This window comes from Mesorhizobium sp. M0698 (assembly GCF_040320455.1).
Classification (GTDB): Bacteria; Pseudomonadota; Alphaproteobacteria; order Rhizobiales; family Rhizobiaceae; genus Mesorhizobium.
Genome location: NZ_JAMYPQ010000041.1, coordinates 1 through 19,544, shown reverse-complemented (window position 1 = coordinate 19,544; position 19,544 = coordinate 1). Strand labels below are relative to the sequence as shown.

Sequence of the window (19,544 nt, the reverse complement as noted above, 5' to 3'; positions counted from 1 at the left end):
CCCTCCCATCACCCGCCCCACCACAATAACCCGCTCCCCCGGTAAACGCTCTCCCCCAACCCACGCGCCCCAAAAAACGGGTGCCCCCCCCCCCCCCCCCCCCCCCCCGGCGGCCCGGCGCTCGACTTCATCACAGGGTTGATTCGTCCACTTCATGTTGGACGACCCGGACGCGCAGAAAAAAGCGCCTGCGGCGGGTCCTTTGTTAACCACCATGATGCGGGACCACAGCGACAGGGCGTGCCGGAGACGGTCAATCCGGCCGGCGATGTCGTCGCCGGCGGCGACGGTCTCATTCAGGATCAGCATCGACCAAAGAGCGAGGCCACTGCCGTTATGCTCGAGATCTGGGGACGGCGGCTTGGCGATCGCCGTCTACTCGGCGTTTCTCGAACTCACTGCATGCAAGACCGTGACGAAGCCCTTCACATTGCGGGTCGGGACATAGCTGGCTTCTTGGCGCGCTACCACCGCTAGAGATGCAGACTTCGCCCGACAGCTCCTGCTGGAGCGCGGCTTGGATCTGATGGCAGAATTCTTGCGGAGACGCGGACAAGTGGGGAGCACTCCAACCCTACACACGCGTCACTGGCTATCAGTGTTGACCGTATAATCTTCGGAATGGCAATGGCATATTTTACAAAGCACGACCGCAATCAAATTATATACCGCAGCTGGGAAGAGCCGGAACAGTCAAGCGCAAGGATGAGAATTTTGGTCCTCAAGCTTGATCATGTCGGCGACTTTTGGATGTCTCTAGGGCCCCTAAAGGACCTTCGTCAGCGTTTTGCGCATGCCCACATTACGCTGGTGGTGGGAAGCTGGAACATCGCTACTGCAAAACAGTTCGACCTCGCCGACGATCACATTGCTTTTGACTTTTTTCCTCGCAACCCAAAAGTCAAAACGCGCAAAAAAGCCGCCGACATAAGGCCGCTGCTGACCGGCGAGTTTGATCTTGCCATTGATATGCGTGTTCCGGAAGAAACAAGGCCCATCTTGCTTGAAGTCCCCGCCAGGCACCGTGCGGCGATAGTTGATCCGTACAGCATGCATCAGATCGATATTGCGATAGCGCCATTCAATCTGAAACTGCGCAGAACCATCCTCTACAAGCTGGTCCAAAAAATAGGGCTTGCTAACAAAATCCCTCGTAGATGGCTTGATTGGTTCATTGACCGCAAGCAGGTGCGTCTCCAGCATGTGTCAGAAATCCTCCTCTTTCTGGTCGCAAAGGCAGCTGCCTATTTCGAAAGCGGAGCGGGTCACCCACAGAATTCGACTACAGGCAATGCCCCGATTGTCGTGGCTCCGTTCTCCAATTCCAGCCTGCGAGATTGGCCGATTGAAAGTTTTGGCAAAGTTGTCGCTGCTCTTTCGACCCGTGGTGAGGTGGTCCTCGTTGCCCGTGGCGAATGCCTGGAAGCGCTTGAGGAGGTTGCGAACATAGCTCGGGATCGTGGAGCCGCGAACATTCGGACGGCTGTCGACTTGTCGGAATTGGAATTCAATTATCTCGTGAATTCGGCCGCGCTCGTCGTTTCGAACAATTCAGGCACCGGGCATGTCGCTGCCCAGCTTGGCCGCCCTACTATCGGCATTTTCACGGCGTCACATCTACCGGAGATTTGGGGGTTTCGAGGTCCCCTGGTCAGCATGCTTATGAGTGTTATTGAATGTCGCGGGTGTGGTCTGGACCAAGTGCGGCATTGTCCGGTCAAAGTCCGATGCAAGTTCGACATCACGCCGGATCTCGTGATTGCCGAGGTAAACGCCTTGATGAATCATTGTAAGGGTACGGCACAAGCTTAGTGGCTCGCGGTCACCATAACCGCGATTGCCCGGATCTTGGTCGCTGATTCAATCGCTACAAACATCTAAAGGCCGAAATTCAGAATTGAATCGACTTGGTCGAAGGACCGCAGTGGCGATGTCACCCCCTGGGCCGGGCGACCATTTCGTTTTCGTTCGCATGCCCGTCCATAGCGACAGCGCCACTAACAGCAGATGAACCACACAAAGTGAGGGAGACCCCAATTAAGTGCCAAGCGACAGCTGGCCCAAGGCGCCTGGCTGAAGGCGCATGAAAACCTCGTCATCACCGGGCAGACCGGCACCGGAAAGACTTGGCTGGCCTGCGCCTTCGGACGTCAGGCCGCCCGGCTCGAATCATTCCGTGCTCTACCTGCGCATGCCGCGTCTGTTCGAAGATCTCGCCCTGGCGCGTCGCGACGGCCGCTTTCCCCGTCTCATCGACAAGCTGGCTCGGGTGCAACTGCTCATCCTTGACGACTGGGGCACCCACAGCCTGACCGACCAGCAGCGTCTCGATCTGCTGGAAATCTTCGAGGAACGCTATCGCCGGAAATCAACGCTGATCACCGCCCAACTGCCGATCGCCCAGTGGCACGCCATGATCGGCGAGCATGAGAAAGCAAAAAACACCGCCGCCCTTGACCGGCGCCGAAAACGGCGAAATCAATCGCAAATGACTTCAACCAGGCAACCGAGCGCCGACCCCATCCTGCTGTCCGCGAATTAGTGAAACTGCTGTCCCCGATTTAGCGGAACGACTGTCTCGTTTTTGCGAAATACGCACGTCCGACGCAGCTTGCGTTGACAGAGGCGGTTTTACGCGCAATAGCACTTCCGCTCGGCCTATTTTTGTGGAGTTCAATTGTGGTTCGGCCAAGGGCGCTGGGCGCCGGACCGGCCCCGTGTAAAGAGAGAGAGACCCTGCATGGAAGAATTCTTACCGCGCATCGCCACTGGTGCCGGCATCGGCCCGGCTCTCGCAGAGAAGGCCGTTGGGTTAATGCTGGGTTTCCTGCAAAGCCACGCGGCCGACGGTCCCGTTGCCCGCATGATCGAGGCCATTCCGGGAGCTTCGGAATTAGTAGCGAAGTATCATGGCGACGACCCAGAGGGTGGCGGCCTTATGGGGCTCGGCCAGCAATTGATGAGTGAGGGTCTCAGCATGGCAAAGATCGCCGGCCTCGCCAACGAGACGATCGCCTTCACCAAGGAACGTGTCGGCGACGAACTCGTGGACGAGGTCCTCAATTCAGTTCCTGGCCTTCCCCAGTTCGTCTAATCAGCGGCAGCCGGGGGCGCATGACCTCGTGCGCCCGTACCGGCCGTTCTGCGCAGTAGGCATTCTCCGCCGAGCTTTCCGTACCGATCTCGCCAGACCACCAACCGCCGGGCACGCGAAGCGAGCGTTGGAGTACTTCATTCGTCTATTCCAAAATCGACCTCAGGCGAATCGATGTGTATAATTTCTGGCGGTAAGGGTTTATCCTGAACGCTTTCGATGAAGCCCGCGAGATAAGCAAACGTATTGTATTTCTCGAGGACCAACCGCTTCGCCTCTCGTATTGCGCCGCGACGCTCCTTCCAGAGGTCCGAGTTGATGATTTCTTGAATTTTTTGGATTACGTTCTTGTCCTCTGGGTCAATCAGAACCATTGAGTCCGAAGGGAAGAACCTCGTGATTGCCGGGCTGCCGTAATAGATCGGCATTGTTTCAGCAACGAAGCAGTCCATAAGCTTCTCTGTAAAATAGTAATCAGCACGAGTATTCTCGAAAGCTATACTGTAACGGTAAGGTGCGAGTGCGTTCCATTTATCTCCAATCAGCCGAAAACCTCGGCCGAACAGGTCAAAATCGAGCTCCTCTCTCAGCCGTTCCAGAAACGCCAGCCGATATCGATGCCCTTTAAGCAGGGCGATGTTACTGGTAATCCATGAGAGCCGAAGCGGCTTGTCCACGACTTCGCTGACCAGAAGTTGGTCATATGTCTTGTTTACAGACCAAGACCGAGTGATAGGTGGAGCCAAAACGAATCGGCGCCCTGCATTCTGCCGAGCAGCCAGCTCTGCGTCAGACGTCAGGACGATAGTATTTTTCCCCTGCCCTTCATGAAATGCGCGATGAGCTTTCGTCGGCGGTTCGCCGATTGCAAAAATTGTCCTGTTTGGGCTCGCCTCGATATCAACAGGGAGCCCAAAAAGAGAAGCAGAGTTAAAGACGATATGCCAATCGGGCACGAAGGATGTCGTGCGTACAAAAGCGACATTGTTCCAGATTCCACTGCCCTTTGGAGTGAGATGGTGGATTGCATCATCCAAAACGCCCCAAGAATCCAGACATGTAGCAACAATGGGCGCCGGACGTTCCGTCAACAATTTGGCCAACAAAGCAGTTCCACCCCATTCACTTCCGTTGGACCGGGAGCAACTTGTGCATCGGGCGCAACACCTCTCTGCGCCTGAAATAGCTCGCGATCCTGATCGATATCAAACACACGATTCTGTGCGACTTCGCGCCATTCGACAACTCATCTCTAAGACCGCGGGAATCCCTTCACTCGTGAAGGTACTCAATCGCCATTCCGGATTGCGGTAACATTGGGCAGCATAAACCTGCCGGGACCCGCCGTCGAGGCAATTGTCGCTTTGCACTTAACCAGGTTCTTCCTCACTTTGTGTGGTGATCAGGCCGGTTGAGTGGCAGCATGCGTGCCCTAAGGAGTTCGGAGCCCGCTCTGCCGTACATCGCACGCTTGATCGTCTTCAGGCGGTTGATCTGCCCTTCCGCCTGGCCGTTGCTCCACCGTAATTCAATGGCATTGCGAACGGCGTCAACGTCACGGCGTAGGACCCGAGCGAAACGCGTGATGGCGACGAGCCCGGAGTTGACGGCATCCTCGATCCAAGTGTCGAGCTTGTCCAATTCACAGGCCCCGCAAAATGCCGCGGAAGCGCATGGCAAGCCTGCGCATCGTGGCAAACTCATGTGATCCTTGCTTCAGGACGTCGACCTTTCTCGCCTGGTTGATCGTCAGCATACCCCGGGCCTTCATGCAGAGGGCCGCGGCGACTACCGGCGAGATCACATGGCCGGTCGCCGGATCCTGGATGGGGACAGCATCGCGGGCTGGTTGATGGCGTATGATCGAAGCAGGCGACGCACTGTCCTCGCCCGTCCTCTCGGCGCGGCGCCAGCTTGGGAGAAGCCGCTCCAGATTCGAGAAACTGCCCGTGTAGCCGCGCTGTTTGATATCGTGGAACAGGTGTCGTCCGCAGCGATTGCCGTCTCTCCAGGACTGGCTAAGAAACGCCTCGAAATATAAGGGTGACGTCGGCTCGACGCGGCCCTGCGTCGGTCGGGTGGCGTGTCGAAATTCAGCCATTTGGCGATGCTGCGCCGGCCGTAGCCGGTACGACGGGCGATCTCGGAACAGGACAGCCCTTTCCTTGCGCAAGGCGTGAACCATTTCGAACACCGTCTGCCGCGATTGTCGATGAGCGTGGCGCACCCGGCGCCGATGCGTTGCGTCAACGTGCGGATCATCCTGCATCAGATCGACTTGCGCGCTCCCGATACCCTTATCGGGCAGCAATGCAGGCCCCGTGGCGCGGCCCGAAAGGCTCATCTGCTCCTCGATTGCGACCCGCAGTTTCTACATGAGATGGAACCGATCAGCCACCTGGCGCGCTTGCGGTGCACCCTCGCGAACAGCTTGCGCATAGAGCCCGCATCGGTCTCGGCTCACGATCTCGACGGAAGGGTGCCGCTCTAGCCATTGCGACGCACTCGCCACGCTTCTGTCATCCAGGATGTCGACAACCGAATGGCGCTCCAGGTCCACGATCATCGTGCCGTAGCGCCATGATCGCCGCCAGCTCCAGTCATCGATGCCAACGACCCGAATGGTGGAGTTGCTGTGAGCGACCGCGGCATCTCGCTTCAGCTGCCACAGGATAGTGTCGTCGCAGACCGGCATGCCGAGCCGTCGCATCAAGCGCTCGCCGGGACGGCCGCCGGTGCTATGGCCGAGCAGACCGACAATCTCCGCGACCCTCCAAGGGGAAGCAATCGTCGGCAGACGGTCGGTGAATGTTTGTCGTTCACATTTCTGATGTGCGCACCGCCAGCGGCTCAACCGAGGCTTCACCGTCACGGTCTTGCCCTGGACCGGCAGATTCTGAAGGCTGCGGTTGGACCAGCCATGCCGACTTCGGGTCCGTCGTCCGCAATCTGGGCAAAATGCCGAACGCCGGTCCGGCAGCGGAAACAAGCCAACTGTCATCATCAGTGAGCGCGACACCCCGTATTTTAGCCCCTGGGCCGGGGGACCATTTTGTTTTCGTTCGCATGCCCGCACATAGCGGCATCCCTCGCCAACGGCGAATGAACCACACAAAGTGAGGCAGAGCCCCATTAACTGCCAAGCGACACGATCCTTGGCTGCGTACCCGTCCTCGACGATTCCCTCGGAGCATCATTCCTGGCTAGTCCTTTTACCCGGCCATACGCGATCAGCCACTCACGGCCCGGACGAAATGCGCAAAGCTGGCCGCCGCACGTCACAATGCGCAGCGCCTTATTTGGACGATGCTGATATTTTTTCTTCAACGATTGGTCTCAATGCGAAAGGGCTAGGCCGATCGTTGCCTGGCCGAGCGCCAGACCGCCGTCGTTTGCGGGAATGCTTACGTGCGCCAGCCCCTCCAATCCTGCGACTGTGAGCTCGGCAAGTACGCCTTTGAGCAGCAGCCGATTCTGGAAAGCGCCACCGGACAGTGCGACCGTGCCGACGCCGTTTTCGTTAGTGAGTCCGATGGCCTTCCGCGAGATGATCTCTATCAGCGTCCTGTGGAAGCGCGCAGCAATCAGCCCGGTTTCGGCGCCCAAAGCCTGATCACAAAGAAGCGCTTCCCACAGACCTTTCCAGGAGATAACCGGTCCCTTCCGCGAGGTTGCTGGCCAAGCCTCGGCCGCATCCATGAACGGGCTGGCGAGCGCCTCCATCTCCATGCCGGCTTGCCCCTCGTAGCTCTGGCGCTCCAAACAGATGCCGAGGACTGCCGCGCAGGCATCGAAAAGCCGCCCCGCCGAGGAGGCAAGCGGAGCATTGACGCCCCTCTCGATCATCCGGTCCAGCACCCGAAGCGGCTTTTCGGCCAAGGCGGGGACGAAGGGCCGATCGGCAGGAAGCTTGGCCAGGAAATCCGGACCGAAAGCCGCCCGCAGATGCGCATAGGCATTGCGCCACGGCTCGAGGCTGGCCTTGTCGCCGCCGGGCATGGCGACCGGCTCGAAGTATGCCAGCCTCCGGAACCCTCGATAGCCGCCGAGCAGGAACTCGCCGCCCCAGATCGTGCCGTCATCGCCGTATCCGAGACCGTCGAGGATAATGCCCAGCACCGGCGGTGCGTCGATTGCGCGGCCGTGCTGGGCAAGGCACGAGGCGAGATGCGCGTGATGGTGCTGGACCTGCACAAACCTCGCCGCGGTCTCACGGGCAAGCTCCATGGCAAGCTGGGTCGAACGGTAGCCCGGATTCCGGTCGGCCACAATGAGGTCCGGCTTCGTGTCGAACAGGCTTCGATACAGCCCCAACGCCTGCCTCCACGCGTTCTGGTTCTTCAGCTCGTCGAGGTCGCCGAGATGCTGCGACAGCAGCGCGTTGCCGTCGCCCGCCAGGCAGAACGCGGCCTTTAGGTCGCCGCCCGCAGCCAGCGCCCTGACCGGGCCATCGAAGCCCGCCGGCAGCGCCAGCGGCTCCGGCGCGAAGCCGCGCGCGCGCCGCAACACCGAAATGCCGTGCCCGTCGAATCGCACCACGCTGTCGTCGAGCCGGTTGACAATCTCGCGGTCGTGCATCAGCCAGAAGTCGGCGATCCCGGCAAGCTCCTGCCGCGCCTCGTCATTGTCCGTGCATTGCGGCTCGCCCGAACGATTGCCGGAGGTCATCACCACCGGACCGTCCAGCGCCCGCAGCAAGAGATGATGCAACGGCGTGTAGGGCAGCATGAAACCGAGCCGCTCGTGCTGCGGCGCCACGCCCGCCGCAACGCCGCAGCTGTCACGGCGCTTCACCAGCACGATCGGCGCCGCTCGGGCGGCAAGCGCCACGCGCTCCTCGCCCGACAGCTCCGCGAATTCGGCAAGCTGCTCCAAGTCGCGCGCCATCAGCGCGAACGGCTTACCGTCGCGCTTCTTGCGGGCGCGCAGCTGCGCCACCGCCGCTTCGTCCGTCGCGTCGCAGGCGAGGTGGAACCCGCCGATGCCCTTGATCGCGACGATCCGCCCTTCCCCGATCAGCGCCGCCGCCTCGCGGATCACCGCCTGCGGGCCGCCGCCGACCACGACGTGGTCTGGACCTTCCAACCAGACGCGCGGGCCGCAGGCCGGGCAGGCGATCGGCTGGGCGTGATAGCGGCGGTCGGCCGGATTTTCATACTCGGCCCGGCATTCCTCGCAGGTCGAAAATCGTGCCATAGCGGTCGAGCGGCGGTCATAGGGGATAGCCTTGACGATTGACAGACGCGGCCCGCAATGCGTGCAATTGGCGAACGGGTAGAAATAGCGCCGGTCCTTGGGGTCGAGCACTTCCGCAAGACATTCCAGGCAGCAGGCGGCATCGGGCACGATGCCGGTCTTCACCCGCCCGCCCGCGCTCGCCGCTATGGCGAAGCCGCCCGCCGGCCGCGGCCCCTCAAGCGTCGCCGTCTCGATCCCGTCGATCCGCGCCAACGGCGGGCATTGCGCCTTTAGCCTGTCCGCGAAGGTCTCGAACTCGGCATCGCTGCACCACAGCGCGATCTCCACGCCTGCAGCATCGTTGCGGACGTGACCCGATAGCCCCATAGCGGTCGCGATGCGCCACACTGTCGGCCGGAAGCCGACGCCTTGCACCAGCCCCGTCACCCGGACCAGGCGTCCCTCCACTGCGGGCTCGGCGAGCGGCGGGCCCATCAGCGCACCGTGCACACTATGCACGGGTCCAACGACCGCACGATGTGCTGGACTGCAACCGGCTCGGTCTCGCCGAGCCGCACCGGCGCACCTTCGAGCGCCAGCTCCAGCGGGCCACGATTGCCGGCCCAGTCGCGTGGCGAAAAGTTCTGCAATGCGTAGAGCAGGTCGATCTGCGCGTGGTGGCGGCGACGAACCGCGATCTGGAGAAAGAGCTGCACCCCGTTCTTCAGCGTGAGCGTGAGGTTTTCCGGATGACAGAGCTTGGTGATGTACTGGTAGATGCCGGCCTCGTTGATGCCGTCGATGGTGTCATGCGCGTCGGTGTAGCCCGAGATGATCATGCGCACGATGTCCGGCCAGCGGGTGCGCGCCTGCTTCAGGAACTCGGTGCGGCAGGTGCCGGCTATGCGCTGGTCACACAGGATGATCTGGATCCATTCCATCTCCAGGATCGAGCTGGCGGCCTTGGTGTCGCTGGCTACGTGGACATCGAAATCCTCGCTCAGGACGCGCCGTTGCGCCTCCAGCGAGCGGATTTCGTCGTCGACGATCAATATGCCCGGCAGGTCGCTCACGATGCCCTTTTCCTTCCCTCCCGGCCGGCCTGCCAGGCGACGTCGCGGTGGCGGGCGATCGTCACTGGGGTGCGCGACTTCGGCACCTTGTGCACGAAATTATGCCGCGCGACGTGGTAGCTTGGGTCGAAGCCATAGAAATTGCGGCGCATCCGCGAAAGCTCCTCCTCGCGATAGGCGCAAAGCGGCTTGGCCGCCTCGTCGGCTGCGCGCCGGGCTTGTTTTTCGGCGAGCAACCCCGGAAACTCTTCGCTCCCGGCCAGCGCGGCAGCCGACGCCCTCACTTGCGCCGTGAACAGCTCGCTTGCCCCCGCGAACACCCGGTTGGCCAGATTCAGATTCAGCGCCTCCTTCGCGCCCATCGGCAGGCGCGCTGCCGCGATCCGGCGGGCATTCTCAGTCCCGCAGCAGCTCGGCAGGAGATAGGTCCAGAACTCCGAGCCGTAGAGATTGCCCATGTCCTTGTAATGCGGGTTGAGGATGACGCTCGAGCGCATCCAGAGCTGGTCGGTGCTGCGGGCGAGAAACACGCCGCCCGCTGCCGCATTTCCGGCAAGCGCTGCTACGGTGATGTGGCTTGTCGTGCGGATGATCGCATCGGCGAGGTCGTCGATGGCATTGATGTTGACCCAGGAATCGTCGGCCGCGCTGTCGGCCGCCTCGATCCGGTTGAGGTCGAGCCCGTTGGACCAGAACTGCGGCCCTCCGCACAGCACGATCGCCCTGGTCGGACGCTCCGTCGCTTTTGTATAAGCGTCCAAAAGTCTTCGACAGGCGTCCTTTCCCATTGCACCGTTATAGAAGGGGAAGTGCAGATAGCCGACCGCAGCTTCTTCTTCGTAGATGATGTCCTGATAACCGCCCGGTGAATTGAGCGGGATCTCCGGCAGGTCTGCAACTTCCTTCGCGAAGACCATGGTCGCCGGCAGCTTGAACGGGTGTGGCGAATTGGGATGCCGGACATGGCCGATCCACAACGCGCCGTCGCCGGTGACGATGGCGATCGCCGGCCCGCTTCTGGCGGCGACCACTCCCGGCTCGGGGAGCGATATCTTGCCCCGTTCACCCCGCGCGAGAGGCAAGTCACCCCCTGGTTCACGTGCGTCTCGCGCGTCGAAAAGGAAGACCGTTTCGCCGAAAAGTTCGTCCCGCACGCCGGGCGCGCCGTCGGCTGCTGCGATATTCTTCAGCACCGTTTCGGTCGTGTCGGCAGCCCAATCGATCCGCCGGTCCGCCTGTTTGATCGCGTCCCGCCACCGGCCCAGCGGCGCTACAGATTGTTCTTCCAGGGCAATCGGCTTTTCGCCCTGCTCGAACCGCGCGATCGCTTCGAGCACCGCCGTCACCGCCGCGTCGGTCACCTCGTTGCTGTAGAGGCTCGATTTCGTCGCCTTTCGCATCGCGAAGGTGGCGCTCGCCCAGACCGGCCCCGCATCCATTTGGGCCGCCGCTTCCAGCACCGTGACACCCCACTGCGTCGCCCCGTCCACCATCGCCCAGTCCAGCGCGGAGGGGCCGCGGTCGCCGACGATGCCTGGGTGAACGATCATACAGCATCGATTTTCATAGACTTCTTTCGGGATTGCCCGCTTCAGAAACGGGGCAATAACGAGGTCCGGCCGAAACAAATCTACCGCCTCCATGGTCCGCTCGTCGTTGACGTCCATCTCGACCGAGACCTCGTGTGCGTGCTCGCCAAGCGCCACGAAAATCCTCTGACTCAAGGCGTTGAAGGCGGTGACGAGAAGCAGAATGCGCATCTTCAGCAGATCCTCGGGAGCTGTTCCCCGGCGATCCAGTCGACCACGCGCATACCGCCAAGTCTCGTTTTCATCCGCACCAGCGCATGCTGGTCTGTGACGACTTCGCCAATGATTGCGGCATCCCGGCCCATGGGATGAGCGCGTATCTCGGCGAGCAAAGTCTTCGCGTCTTGCGCCACGCAGATGGCGATCAGCTTGCCTTCGTTGGCAACATTCAGCGGGTCGAGGCCGAGCAGTTCGCACGCCGCCGCGACCTCCGGCTTCACCGGAACCGCCGCTTCCCGGATTACCATTCCGACCTTGGACTGCTGCGCGATTTCGTTCAGCGTCGCCGACAGTCCGCCGCGCGTGGGGTCACGCAACACCCGGATACCAGGAACGGAGCCAAGCATCGCCGCCACCAGATCGTGCAGAGCTTGGCTGTCGGAGATAATTTCCGTTTCAAAATCAAGGTGTTCGCGCTTCGACAGGATTGCGACTCCGTGGTCGCCCATGGTGCCGGAGACAAGGATTGCATCGCCCGGCCGGGCATTGCTTCCGGAGATGTCTGTGCCGTCCGCCAGCACGCCAACAGCGGTCGCGGAGATGAAAACGCCGTCGCCTTTGCCCTTCTCCACCACCTTGGTGTCGCCCGTAACCACGGGTACGCCTGCTTCCCGGGCGGCAAAAGCCATTGAAACAACTATTCTTTCCAGTTCGGCCAACGGAAAACCTTCCTCCAGGATGAAGGACGCGGACAACCAGAGCGGCCGCGCGCCCATCATGGCGACGTCGTTAATCGTGCCGTGGACCGCCAGTGCTCCGATATCCCCGCCCGGAAAGAACAGAGGCGAGATGACATGCGCGTCCGTTGCCATCACCAGGCGTCCGCAGACGGTGCCGAGCAGGGCCGCGTCGTTAGCCTGGGCCAGGAACTCGTTGGCCAGATGTCTTTGAAAAATATCCCGAATCAGCTCGGCCATCGCGCGGCCGCCCGCGCCATGCGTCATGTCCACCGCGCCGCGGACCGACGAGGTGGTGACGGCTAGGCTGGGATCGTTCGCGCTCATTATTCCGCCGCCTCCAACAGCTTCGGCTCGCGGAAACGGCCATAGGTCCAGTAGGCCGCGCAGGCGCCTTCGGAGGAGACCATGCATGAGCCAATCGGGTTCTGCGGCGTGCACACGGTGCCGAACAGCTTGCAGTCGGTCGGCTTCTTCACCCCGCGCAGGATCGAAGGGCATTCGCAGGACTTCACCTGGCGCGAAGCCTTGACCGACAGCTCGAAACGCTTCTCGGCGTCGAAATCGGCATAAGCGTCGCGGATGCGCAGGGCGCTGTAGGGCACGGTGCCGAGGCCGCGCCAGTCAAAGGTCTTGCGCAGCTCGAAGACCTCGCTCACCAGTGCCTGCGCCTTGAGGTTGCCCTCCTCGGTCACGACGCGGGTATATTCGTTCTCGACCTCGTGCCGGTCTTCATTGACCTGCCGGATCAGCATCAGGATGGACTGCATGACGTCCAGCGGTTCGAAGCCGGCGATGACAACCGGCTTCTGGAATTCCTCGGCAAAGAATTCATATGGCTGCGAGCCGATCACGGAGGAGACGTGCGAAGGTCCCAGAAACCCGTCAATCTTGACGATGCCCAGTTCCCGCACTTCCGGCGATTCAAGAATGTGAGAGATCGCGGCCGGCGTGAGCACATGGTTGCAGAACACGCTGAAATTCTTGAACCCCTCGGCTTGCGCCGTCTTGATCGCGACGGCCGTCGGCGGCGTCGTGGTTTCGAAACCGATGGCGAAGAAGACGACTTGCCGCTCGGGGTTTTCACGCGCGATCTTTAGGGCATCGAGCGTTGAATAGACCATGCGGACATCCGCTCCGTCCGCCTTGGCGCGGATCAGGCTGCGTTGCTTGGTGCTCGGCACGCGCATCATGTCGCCGTAGGTGCAAAGGATGACCCCGTGCCGCTCGGCGAGCTCCACCGCATCGTCGAGGCGAGAGATGGGAAGCACGCAAACGGGGCATCCGGGTCCGTGCACGAAATGCACGTTCTGCGGCATCAGGTCCTGCACGCCGTGGCGAAAAATCGCATGCGTGTGCCCACCGCAGAACTCCATGAAATGGTAGCTCTTTTCCGGATCAGCCTCGATCGCGATGGCGCCGGCGATGGTCTTCGCAAGCTCCTGGTCGCGATATTCGTCGACATATTTCACGCCGAAATCTCCTCCAGCCCCTCCTCCAGCACGCCCGCTTCGGCCATCAGCTGCAGCGTGCGCTCGGCCTCCTCGGGGCTCACCTTGTGGAGCGCATAACCGACATGGACGAGCACGAAATCGCCAAGCGAAACGTCTGCCACCAAAGCCAATGAGATGCGCTTCGTGACCCTGTCGAACGCGACCACGGCCATGTCGTCATCGAGCAGTTCAACGACGCGGGCGGGAATGGCCAGGCACATCAGGCTGCTCCGAGCTCGGCCGCCCGCCGATGGCCGACTAGCGCCATGGCGCGGACCGCGCCGATCCAGGCCGTCCAGTCCGACATCCCCTCGCCCGTGCGCGCGGAAACCCTCAGCACCTTGATCCGCGGGTTCACCTTTCGGGCGTTGGCGATGCAGGCCTCCACGTCGAAGTCGAGATGCGGCAACAGGTCAGTCTTGTTGAGGATCATGAGATCGGCGGCGGCGAACATGTCGTGATATTTCAATGGCTTGTCCTCTCCCTCGGTGACTGAGAGCACCACCACCTTGTGTGCCTCGCCTAGGTCGAAGCCCGCCGGACAGACGAGGTTTCCCACGTTTTCGACGAGGAGCAGGCCTCCTTCGGCAAGGTCGAGGTGATCTGCGGCATGGCCGACCATATGCGCGTCGAGGTGGCAGCCCTTGCCGGTGTTGACCTGGATCGCGGGCGCGCCGGTGGCGCGGATGCGGTCGGCATCATTGGAAGTCTGCTGGTCGCCCTCGATCACGGCGATCGGCAACTTGCCCTTCAGTGCCTCGATCGTGCGGCAAAGCAGCGTCGTTTTGCCAGAGCCGGGGCTGGAGACGAGGTTGAGCGCAAGCACGCCGCGCTCGGCGAACATTTTCCTGTTCGCATCGGCATACTCGTTGTTCTTGGAATGGATATCCTTTTCCAGCTTGACCATCCGCGCCTGGCTCATGCCCGGCGCACGGGTGCCACCGGGGCCCGAGCCACAATCGTGCACATGATCGTCATGATGGGGGCCGTGATCATGATCGTGGTGGTGATCATGATCGTGGCCGTGATGATGGTGATGGCCATGCGCCTTGCCCTCGATCCGGACGGCGCCCTCGCCGCATCCGCAAATAGTGCACATCAGCTCACCTCCAATTCCCTGATCTTCATTTCTTGGCCGCCGGTCACCTGCAGCTGATGGCTTCCGCAGTCCGGGCATGGATCAAAGCGTGCCGCGATCGGCACGCTCTGGCCGCAAGGCATGCACCAGGCCCTGCCTTCCGTCTCGACGATTTCCAGCCTTGCGTCTTGCGCCAGAGAGCCACGCATGACGACATCGAAGCCGAACTTCAGCGCCTCGACCTCGACAGCGGATAGCCGCCCGATTTCCATGCAGACGCGGCCCACCTTCCGAAAATCCTGTCTCGCGGCCTCTTCCTCGATGATGCCACGGACGCTCTCGCATATCGCCATCTCGTGCATCAGCGGAGCCTGATATCGTAGCCGACGCAGGGGTCGATGGCCCGGACCAGGAGATCGGCCTGGACCGCCAGATCTTCACGTCTGGATGCAGCGAGCGCCGAAAGCGAGCTCGCGGCAATGCCGCTCTCGGCGAAATGAATGCTGGTCGGAGCCGTGATGGCGTAGTCGGCGATTCGGTCGTCGTTCAAAACAATCCGATGTTCCAGCCGGCCGCGTGCTGCCTCGGCGAAGGCAGTAGCAGAGCGGCCCCCGTTCTCGTCGCGAAAGACTTCGCGCGTAGGCACTTCGGACCCCTCCGCGACATCCCGCAGGGCCGCGAGCCCTCCGGCGATCTGCGCCGGCAGCGTCGATGCCTCGACCACGCGGGCAGCCAGCCGCGCGGCCAGGCCGGCTCCACCGTTTTCGGAAAGGAAAGCGCGAACGAGCGGCGCACCAGCCTGCCTGGCGAGGCAGCTCGTGTCGGCCGACGTTTCCTTCGGCAAATGTTCGTTTCCCCCGTTTGTCGTTTCGGGGTGGCCTATCATCGCCCAGCCCCTTGCCAAGACCGGGGCGATGAGACGGGCCGCAATCGTGCCGCGCTCCATAGCCCACTGCGCGAAGGCATCGCGATCCATCTCGCCAAGCGGCTTTTCGCCTTCGTAGACCACGGACTGCGTTAGATGGCTCGCTTCGGCGGCCGTTTCGGCAGCGTCCGCGCCCGGAATCCCCACGCACACGCCGGGAACGAACGCATTCCCGCCTGGAAAAAGTGCCTGCTTGAGGCGCTGCGGCAGGCGCATAGACCGGCGCAGGGTTTTACCGTCGGCAGGCTCGCCCGCGAGACTGGCAGTATCCAAGCCAATGCGCAGCAGGTGCTCGCGCAGCGTTTCGGTAAGCACAAGAAGCCGCCGCGCTTGCTTCGTGCGCCGGTCCGTCCCGATCTCCAGGGCCGCCTCGGCTGCCTCAACGCTCGCCGCCGACTGCGCAATACTACAGACACTGAACAGCGAACCGATCGCCGAGATGACCTCCGTCACCGGCCGGGCTCGCACGATCGGGCCAAGCGCAACCGGGCGCGGCGGCGTGACGATGGCTTCCATAACGCGACCGCCATCGCAGACGAGATCGATGGAGACGCGGCCATCAACGCTCATGCAGCGGTCTCCTCCTTGTCGCCCAAACCGAACAGCCAGCGGCGGGTCAATTTCGCCGGCTGGGAGCTCGCGGGTGTTCCGGCTGTCTCAACCTCGTCCAACGCGCTTGCCTCTTCCTCAGGTAGCCGGCCTTCCCAGACACGGATCATCTCGCCGTCTTCGTCTTCTTCCGCCTCACGGTTGAACAGTTCCGCAAGCACCTGCCGCGCGGCCTCTTGCGCACTCTCCTGGTCGGCGAATTCGAACATCGGCGAGAACAGCGAGCACATGCGGTAGCAGCCGAGCTCCTCTTCATAGGCCCGGAAGAACTCGAACCGGCCCGCCGGGAATGATGCATGCTCCTTCGTGCCCGTAGGCACGCGCGGGCGCGCTTGCCCGTCGCCAAATGGTAGAAGCACGAGGTTCATGAACCAGGGCGTGACAAGAACCGCGAGCCATTTGCCCTGCCACTGCCGCACGCCCACCGCGCTGACGCAAAGCGCCGGATTGAGGATCGGAATTCCTGCCATGGCCGTCCGTTCGATCCGCTGAAACACGAACTCTAGATGGGCAGCGACGGCTTGCGAATGATCCATGTCAATCGCTCACGACCATGAAGCCCTGCTTGGAGCCGTCACAGGTGGGGCAGCTCCAGTTGGCCGGCAGTTCGGCGAAGGGCGTGCCGGGCGGGATCTGCCAGTAGTCGTCGCCCTCAGCCGGGTCGTAGACATGCCAGCAAATCCTGCATTCGAGCCGCGACATCGGGCCGATCTTGGCATTGTCGCCGCCATATGAACCGGCAAAGAAGGAGTCGTTCACCGGTAGACCTCCAGGATTTCGAGGAGCCGCTGGCGGCTGTCCGCAATATCCTCGGGCGCAGCGCGGACCACCCCCGGCAAGGCCGTGACCTCGATCGTGTTGAGGATGAGATCGTCGGTCGAATTGAAGAAGCGCACCCACCAGACGCCGCGCGTCCCCGTCGTGGTCACGCGGCAATTGCCGTAGCCACGCGACAGCACGACCACCGGCCCGTGGCCAAGCAGGCCGTCGAGGAAGGTCAAGTCCTCTTCAGTGTGCGGCAGCAGCGACAGGTTTATGGCGTGCGGCCCGACGTCGGGCCCGACGAGCGGGATGCGGCCATTGAGCTCCGAAATCAGCGGCGGCGCGTTGAAGACGCCCGTCGGATAGGTCGCCGGCGCAGCGAGCGTATTGCGGCAGCCGGCGAAGGCCCTCTCCAGCACGGCCGAGGGAAAGGCGCCGACCTCGACGAAATCGCGCACGAGCCTGCCATCCGTTCCGGTCTGGCGCACGCGCCAGATACCGGCGAGCACCGACTCCTGAGCCTTCAGGTCGTCGCCGCAGATGATCAAGACCTCGCCCTCGCCCAGCGCCTGGTCGATCAGCGCAAGATTGGCGTCGTCGAGGCCGGAAAGATCATGCACCGCGTTTTCGCAATCCGGCGAGGACCGGCCGAGGCTTTCAGCCAGCGCGGAGAGCACCGCCAAAGCAGCTTCGAGCCCGGCGACATTTTCCTTCTCCGGCAACATGGGTGACGCAGAGGTCGCCATGCCCTTCGGCATTTCCATATACTGCAAGTCGCTGCCGTCCCCTTCGCTCGGCTGTGAACCCGGCCCGATGCCGCCGAATAGCGATGCTGCCATGATGCGCCCTCCCGGCCGCTTTCGCTCACTGGAAATGATCGTGGTCGTGACGGTCGTGGGTCGCGCAGGCTTCGGGAAGCTCGAAACGCGGCGGCGCGCTCGGCCCGCGCCTCAGTTTGCCGTCGATCTCAGTGAGGTAGTCTTCCCAGTCGAGCACGCGCTTTATGGCGCCGAGATATTCGCCGTTCCTCAGGAAGACAAGCGCCGGGAAGGCGTCGAAGCGATAGCGGCTTTGCAGCTCGCGTTCGCTCTCGCGCGATACCACGGCGGGCTTGAACACGCCCTGGAAGGCCTGCACCAGCTCCGGGAGGATCACCGCCACATCGTTGCTCTCGGCGAGCCGCAACCAGTCACCGGGAAAAAACAGCGCGGTGAGGTCGTGGGCCTCGGCGAATGCGTCGATGTTCGCCTCGTCAACCACCGGGATGCGGTGGCGCTCCATCATCATGGTGAGAACGGGTGAAAACATGGACTCAGGCGTCCTCCGTGCCTTGCGGTGAAAGGGCTTGCCCCGGCCGCAAATGCTCCGGCAGTTGCGGCTCGCGGCCGACCAGGTCGGCGAAGAGGTGGTCGAGGTCGGTGTCGCCGGCGAGCGCACGCTCCGTCGCTTCGATCGCGTCGGCGATCAGGCGCGCCGTCTCGGCAGTGACAGTCTCGCGCGCGGTGTCGAGGAAGGCGAGTATCCACGTACCCGCTGGCTGGTCGCCCACCAGGGTCATATCGAGGCGCCGCGTGCCGCTGCGACCGGTGCACAGGGCAATGCCGCCGCTGCATTCAACCACCTGGAAGGGAACGCCGACACACATCAGCCCTGCCTTCCAGACGATTGCAAAAGCGCGTCGACCTCGCACTCGAAATTCGCCGGACCAGCGAAGGCACCATTCTCGAGAAGCCGCGCGCCGTGACGACAGGCCTCTTCCGGTCGGGGTCGACCGCTCTCGTAGATGCCGATGCGCATTTCGCGCGAGGCGAGCGTCTCTTCTTCGGCCAGCGGTTCGGTGCGCTTGGCGATCGTCGCGCCGAGCCAGGCGAGCCACTCGATGGCGATCTCGATTGCAGGCTCGATCTGAGCCTTCACCGCGGGCCGGAGACTGCCGCCGTAGTCGTCCAGCTCGACCGGTTGCACGCCGACGAGAAGGAGATGGGCGGGATAGTCACCCATCATCTCGGCCATGGCGAGAACTTCCTGAAAGCCAGTCTGGTGGAGCGAAATCTTCTTCACACCGAGGAAGGCCGGCACCTCGCTGCCTTCGACGAGCTTCAGCGTGCCGGGCGCCAAGCCGTAGTCGACCGCGTCGAACACCACGAGGATGTCGGCCTCGCGGATATGTTGGAGGAGGTAGATGCCCTGCGTGCCGCCATCCATGGCCCGGACGTTGTCCGCCGTTTCGCAGAGCCGGTGGAACTCCTCCACCACGCGGATGCCGAAGCCCTCGTCGGCCCATAGCAGATTTCCGATGCCGAGCACGAGCACCCGTGGCGCGTCGTTCATTGGGAAGCCTCCTTTCGACCTTTTTCTTCCAGCAGCAAGAGGCGGGCCAATTGGCCGGGGGCCGGCAAATGGTTGCGAAATAGGTTGATCTCTGGATAGCGAACGACGCGTATGGAAAGCGCGATGACGATTTTACCGCACAAACGGAAAGTATCCTTCCATTGACGGATACGGCAACGGCCGGACTGAGAACCGAATTCCAGGCCGATGGAAAGTTTGCGTTCACTCGCCCTCCCCACTCCGCCTCGCTCCGCACCTTTGCCCTGAAAGGGATAGAGGAAGGGCGCCGGGCGTTGCGGTTGGCACTTCCTCTCCCCGTCGAACGGAGGAGAGGTGTCGAGGCAAGCCGAGACGAAGTGTGGATCGACTTGAAGGCAACCCGTCTTGAAGAAAAGAGCCGGGGGGGGGGGGGGGGCGGGGGGGGGGGCGGGGGGGGGGGGGGGGGGGGGGGCGGGCGGGGCGGGGGGGGCGCGGGGGGCGGGCGGGGCGCGGCCGGGGGCGGGCGGGCGGGGGGCG

The 19,544-nt window shown here is 62.5% G+C and carries 20 protein-coding genes and 1 pseudogene; 4 read left to right on the top strand and 17 right to left on the bottom strand.

What is annotated here, in order from left to right; all coding sequences use genetic code 11:
- Positions 1–627 precede the first annotated feature (627 nt).
- From NKI16_RS32525 to NKI16_RS32510, 4 genes are all read left to right on the top strand, one after another.
- Entirely contained in the window at positions 628–1,812 is a 1,185-nt protein-coding gene (locus NKI16_RS32525) for a glycosyltransferase family 9 protein (protein WP_352571661.1), read from the top strand.
- A gap of 243 nt (positions 1,813–2,055) precedes the next feature.
- The gene (locus tag NKI16_RS32520; RefSeq protein ID WP_348625942.1) at positions 2,056–2,289 is read left to right on the top strand and encodes an ATP-binding protein; all 234 of its coding nucleotides are present in this window, start codon (positions 2,056–2,058) and stop codon (positions 2,287–2,289) included.
- Entirely contained in the window at positions 2,177–2,542 is a 366-nt protein-coding gene (locus tag NKI16_RS32515; protein WP_352579643.1) for an ATP-binding protein, read from the top strand. Before NKI16_RS32520 ends, NKI16_RS32515 begins: the two co-directional genes overlap by 113 nt.
- A gap of 198 nt (positions 2,543–2,740) precedes the next feature.
- Positions 2,741–3,094 carry a hypothetical protein gene (locus NKI16_RS32510; RefSeq protein ID WP_023679095.1) on the top strand — a complete coding sequence of 118 codons (354 nt, stop codon included), beginning with the start codon at positions 2,741–2,743 and terminating at the stop codon, positions 3,092–3,094.
- A 137-nt stretch (positions 3,095–3,231) separates the two neighbouring features.
- Here the strand turns inward: NKI16_RS32510 and NKI16_RS32505 are convergent, their stop codons facing one another.
- The 17 genes and pseudogenes from NKI16_RS32505 to NKI16_RS32420 all read right to left on the bottom strand — a co-directional run bounded on the left by NKI16_RS32505 (position 3,232) and on the right by NKI16_RS32420 (position 19,028).
- On the bottom strand, positions 3,232–4,197 hold the full coding sequence (locus NKI16_RS32505; RefSeq protein WP_198023618.1) for a glycosyltransferase family 10 domain-containing protein: 966 nt from the start codon (positions 4,195–4,197) through the stop codon (positions 3,232–3,234).
- 283 nt (positions 4,198–4,480) lie between these two features.
- Positions 4,481–6,162: pseudogene (locus NKI16_RS32500) on the bottom strand (ISL3 family transposase).
- 268 nt (positions 6,163–6,430) lie between these two features.
- Positions 6,431–8,767, bottom strand: coding sequence for a carbamoyltransferase HypF (hypF, locus tag NKI16_RS32495; RefSeq protein ID WP_352611125.1), 2,337 nt, complete (start codon positions 8,765–8,767; stop codon positions 6,431–6,433).
- Positions 8,767–9,345, bottom strand: a complete 579-nt coding sequence (locus NKI16_RS34195) for a response regulator (RefSeq protein WP_023679098.1) — start codon at positions 9,343–9,345, stop codon at positions 8,767–8,769. The genes hypF and NKI16_RS34195 overlap by 1 nt, the downstream gene beginning before the upstream one ends.
- Positions 9,342–11,105, bottom strand: a complete 1,764-nt coding sequence (locus tag NKI16_RS32480) for an enoyl-CoA hydratase-related protein (RefSeq protein WP_352924528.1) — start codon at positions 11,103–11,105, stop codon at positions 9,342–9,344. Before NKI16_RS32480 ends, NKI16_RS34195 begins: the two co-directional genes overlap by 4 nt.
- A gap of 2 nt (positions 11,106–11,107) precedes the next feature.
- The gene (gene hypE / locus NKI16_RS32475) at positions 11,108–12,157 is read right to left on the bottom strand and encodes a hydrogenase expression/formation protein HypE (RefSeq protein ID WP_023679100.1); all 1,050 of its coding nucleotides are present in this window, start codon (positions 12,155–12,157) and stop codon (positions 11,108–11,110) included.
- Positions 12,157–13,302 (bottom strand): hydrogenase formation protein HypD, encoded by a 1,146-nt coding sequence (gene hypD, locus NKI16_RS32470; protein WP_352924526.1) that lies wholly within the window; start codon positions 13,300–13,302, stop codon positions 12,157–12,159. Before hypD ends, hypE begins: the two co-directional genes overlap by 1 nt.
- The gene (locus NKI16_RS32465; RefSeq protein ID WP_023679102.1) at positions 13,299–13,544 is read right to left on the bottom strand and encodes a HypC/HybG/HupF family hydrogenase formation chaperone; all 246 of its coding nucleotides are present in this window, start codon (positions 13,542–13,544) and stop codon (positions 13,299–13,301) included. Before NKI16_RS32465 ends, hypD begins: the two co-directional genes overlap by 4 nt.
- Positions 13,544–14,422: a hydrogenase nickel incorporation protein HypB gene (hypB, locus tag NKI16_RS32460; RefSeq protein ID WP_023679103.1), complete on the bottom strand. Its 879-nt coding sequence runs from the start codon at positions 14,420–14,422 to the stop codon at positions 13,544–13,546. Before hypB ends, NKI16_RS32465 begins: the two co-directional genes overlap by 1 nt.
- Entirely contained in the window at positions 14,422–14,763 is a 342-nt protein-coding gene (gene hypA / locus NKI16_RS32455; protein ID WP_023679104.1) for a hydrogenase maturation nickel metallochaperone HypA, read from the bottom strand. Before hypA ends, hypB begins: the two co-directional genes overlap by 1 nt.
- Positions 14,763–15,896 (bottom strand): hypothetical protein, encoded by a 1,134-nt coding sequence (locus NKI16_RS32450; protein ID WP_023679105.1) that lies wholly within the window; start codon positions 15,894–15,896, stop codon positions 14,763–14,765. The genes hypA and NKI16_RS32450 overlap by 1 nt, the downstream gene beginning before the upstream one ends.
- On the bottom strand, positions 15,893–16,471 hold the full coding sequence (gene hybE, locus NKI16_RS32445; RefSeq protein WP_023679106.1) for a [NiFe]-hydrogenase assembly chaperone HybE: 579 nt from the start codon (positions 16,469–16,471) through the stop codon (positions 15,893–15,895). Before hybE ends, NKI16_RS32450 begins: the two co-directional genes overlap by 4 nt.
- A gap of 1 nt (position 16,472) precedes the next feature.
- On the bottom strand, positions 16,473–16,694 hold the full coding sequence (locus NKI16_RS32440) for a rubredoxin (protein WP_023679107.1): 222 nt from the start codon (positions 16,692–16,694) through the stop codon (positions 16,473–16,475).
- Positions 16,691–17,536, bottom strand: a complete 846-nt coding sequence (locus tag NKI16_RS32435) for a hydrogenase expression/formation protein (RefSeq protein WP_023679108.1) — start codon at positions 17,534–17,536, stop codon at positions 16,691–16,693. The genes NKI16_RS32440 and NKI16_RS32435 overlap by 4 nt, the downstream gene beginning before the upstream one ends.
- A gap of 25 nt (positions 17,537–17,561) precedes the next feature.
- Entirely contained in the window at positions 17,562–18,005 is a 444-nt protein-coding gene (locus NKI16_RS32430) for a thioredoxin domain-containing protein (RefSeq protein ID WP_023679109.1), read from the bottom strand.
- A gap of 4 nt (positions 18,006–18,009) precedes the next feature.
- The gene (locus tag NKI16_RS32425) at positions 18,010–18,342 is read right to left on the bottom strand and encodes a HypC/HybG/HupF family hydrogenase formation chaperone (RefSeq protein ID WP_023679110.1); all 333 of its coding nucleotides are present in this window, start codon (positions 18,340–18,342) and stop codon (positions 18,010–18,012) included.
- Positions 18,342–19,028 carry a HyaD/HybD family hydrogenase maturation endopeptidase gene (locus tag NKI16_RS32420; RefSeq protein ID WP_352572506.1) on the bottom strand — a complete coding sequence of 229 codons (687 nt, stop codon included), beginning with the start codon at positions 19,026–19,028 and terminating at the stop codon, positions 18,342–18,344. The genes NKI16_RS32425 and NKI16_RS32420 overlap by 1 nt, the downstream gene beginning before the upstream one ends.
- Positions 19,029–19,544 lie beyond the last annotated feature (516 nt).

Bases quoted from the DNA above. Each gene is read 5' to 3' on its own strand.
- NKI16_RS32525 (WP_352571661.1), top strand. From the start codon at position 628: ATGGCATATTTTACAAAGCACGACCGCAATCAAATTATATACCGCAGC.
- NKI16_RS32510 (WP_023679095.1), top strand. From the start codon at position 2,741: ATGGAAGAATTCTTACCGCGCATCGCCACTGGTGCCGGCATCGGCCCG.
- hypF (WP_352611125.1), bottom strand. From the start codon at position 8,767: ATGGGCCCGCCGCTCGCCGAGCCCGCAGTGGAGGGACGCCTGGTCCGG.
- NKI16_RS32480 (WP_352924528.1), bottom strand. From the start codon at position 11,105: ATGCGCATTCTGCTTCTCGTCACCGCCTTCAACGCCTTGAGTCAGAGG.
- hypE (WP_023679100.1), bottom strand. From the start codon at position 12,157: ATGAGCGCGAACGATCCCAGCCTAGCCGTCACCACCTCGTCGGTCCGC.
- NKI16_RS32465 (WP_023679102.1), bottom strand. From the start codon at position 13,544: ATGTGCCTGGCCATTCCCGCCCGCGTCGTTGAACTGCTCGATGACGAC.
- hypB (WP_023679103.1), bottom strand. From the start codon at position 14,422: ATGTGCACTATTTGCGGATGCGGCGAGGGCGCCGTCCGGATCGAGGGC.
- hypA (WP_023679104.1), bottom strand. From the start codon at position 14,763: ATGCACGAGATGGCGATATGCGAGAGCGTCCGTGGCATCATCGAGGAA.
- NKI16_RS32450 (WP_023679105.1), bottom strand. From the start codon at position 15,896: ATGAGCGTTGATGGCCGCGTCTCCATCGATCTCGTCTGCGATGGCGGT.
- hybE (WP_023679106.1), bottom strand. From the start codon at position 16,471: ATGGATCATTCGCAAGCCGTCGCTGCCCATCTAGAGTTCGTGTTTCAG.
- NKI16_RS32435 (WP_023679108.1), bottom strand. From the start codon at position 17,536: ATGGCAGCATCGCTATTCGGCGGCATCGGGCCGGGTTCACAGCCGAGC.
- NKI16_RS32430 (WP_023679109.1), bottom strand. From the start codon at position 18,005: ATGTTTTCACCCGTTCTCACCATGATGATGGAGCGCCACCGCATCCCG.
- NKI16_RS32425 (WP_023679110.1), bottom strand. From the start codon at position 18,342: ATGTGTGTCGGCGTTCCCTTCCAGGTGGTTGAATGCAGCGGCGGCATT.
- NKI16_RS32420 (WP_352572506.1), bottom strand. From the start codon at position 19,028: ATGAACGACGCGCCACGGGTGCTCGTGCTCGGCATCGGAAATCTGCTA.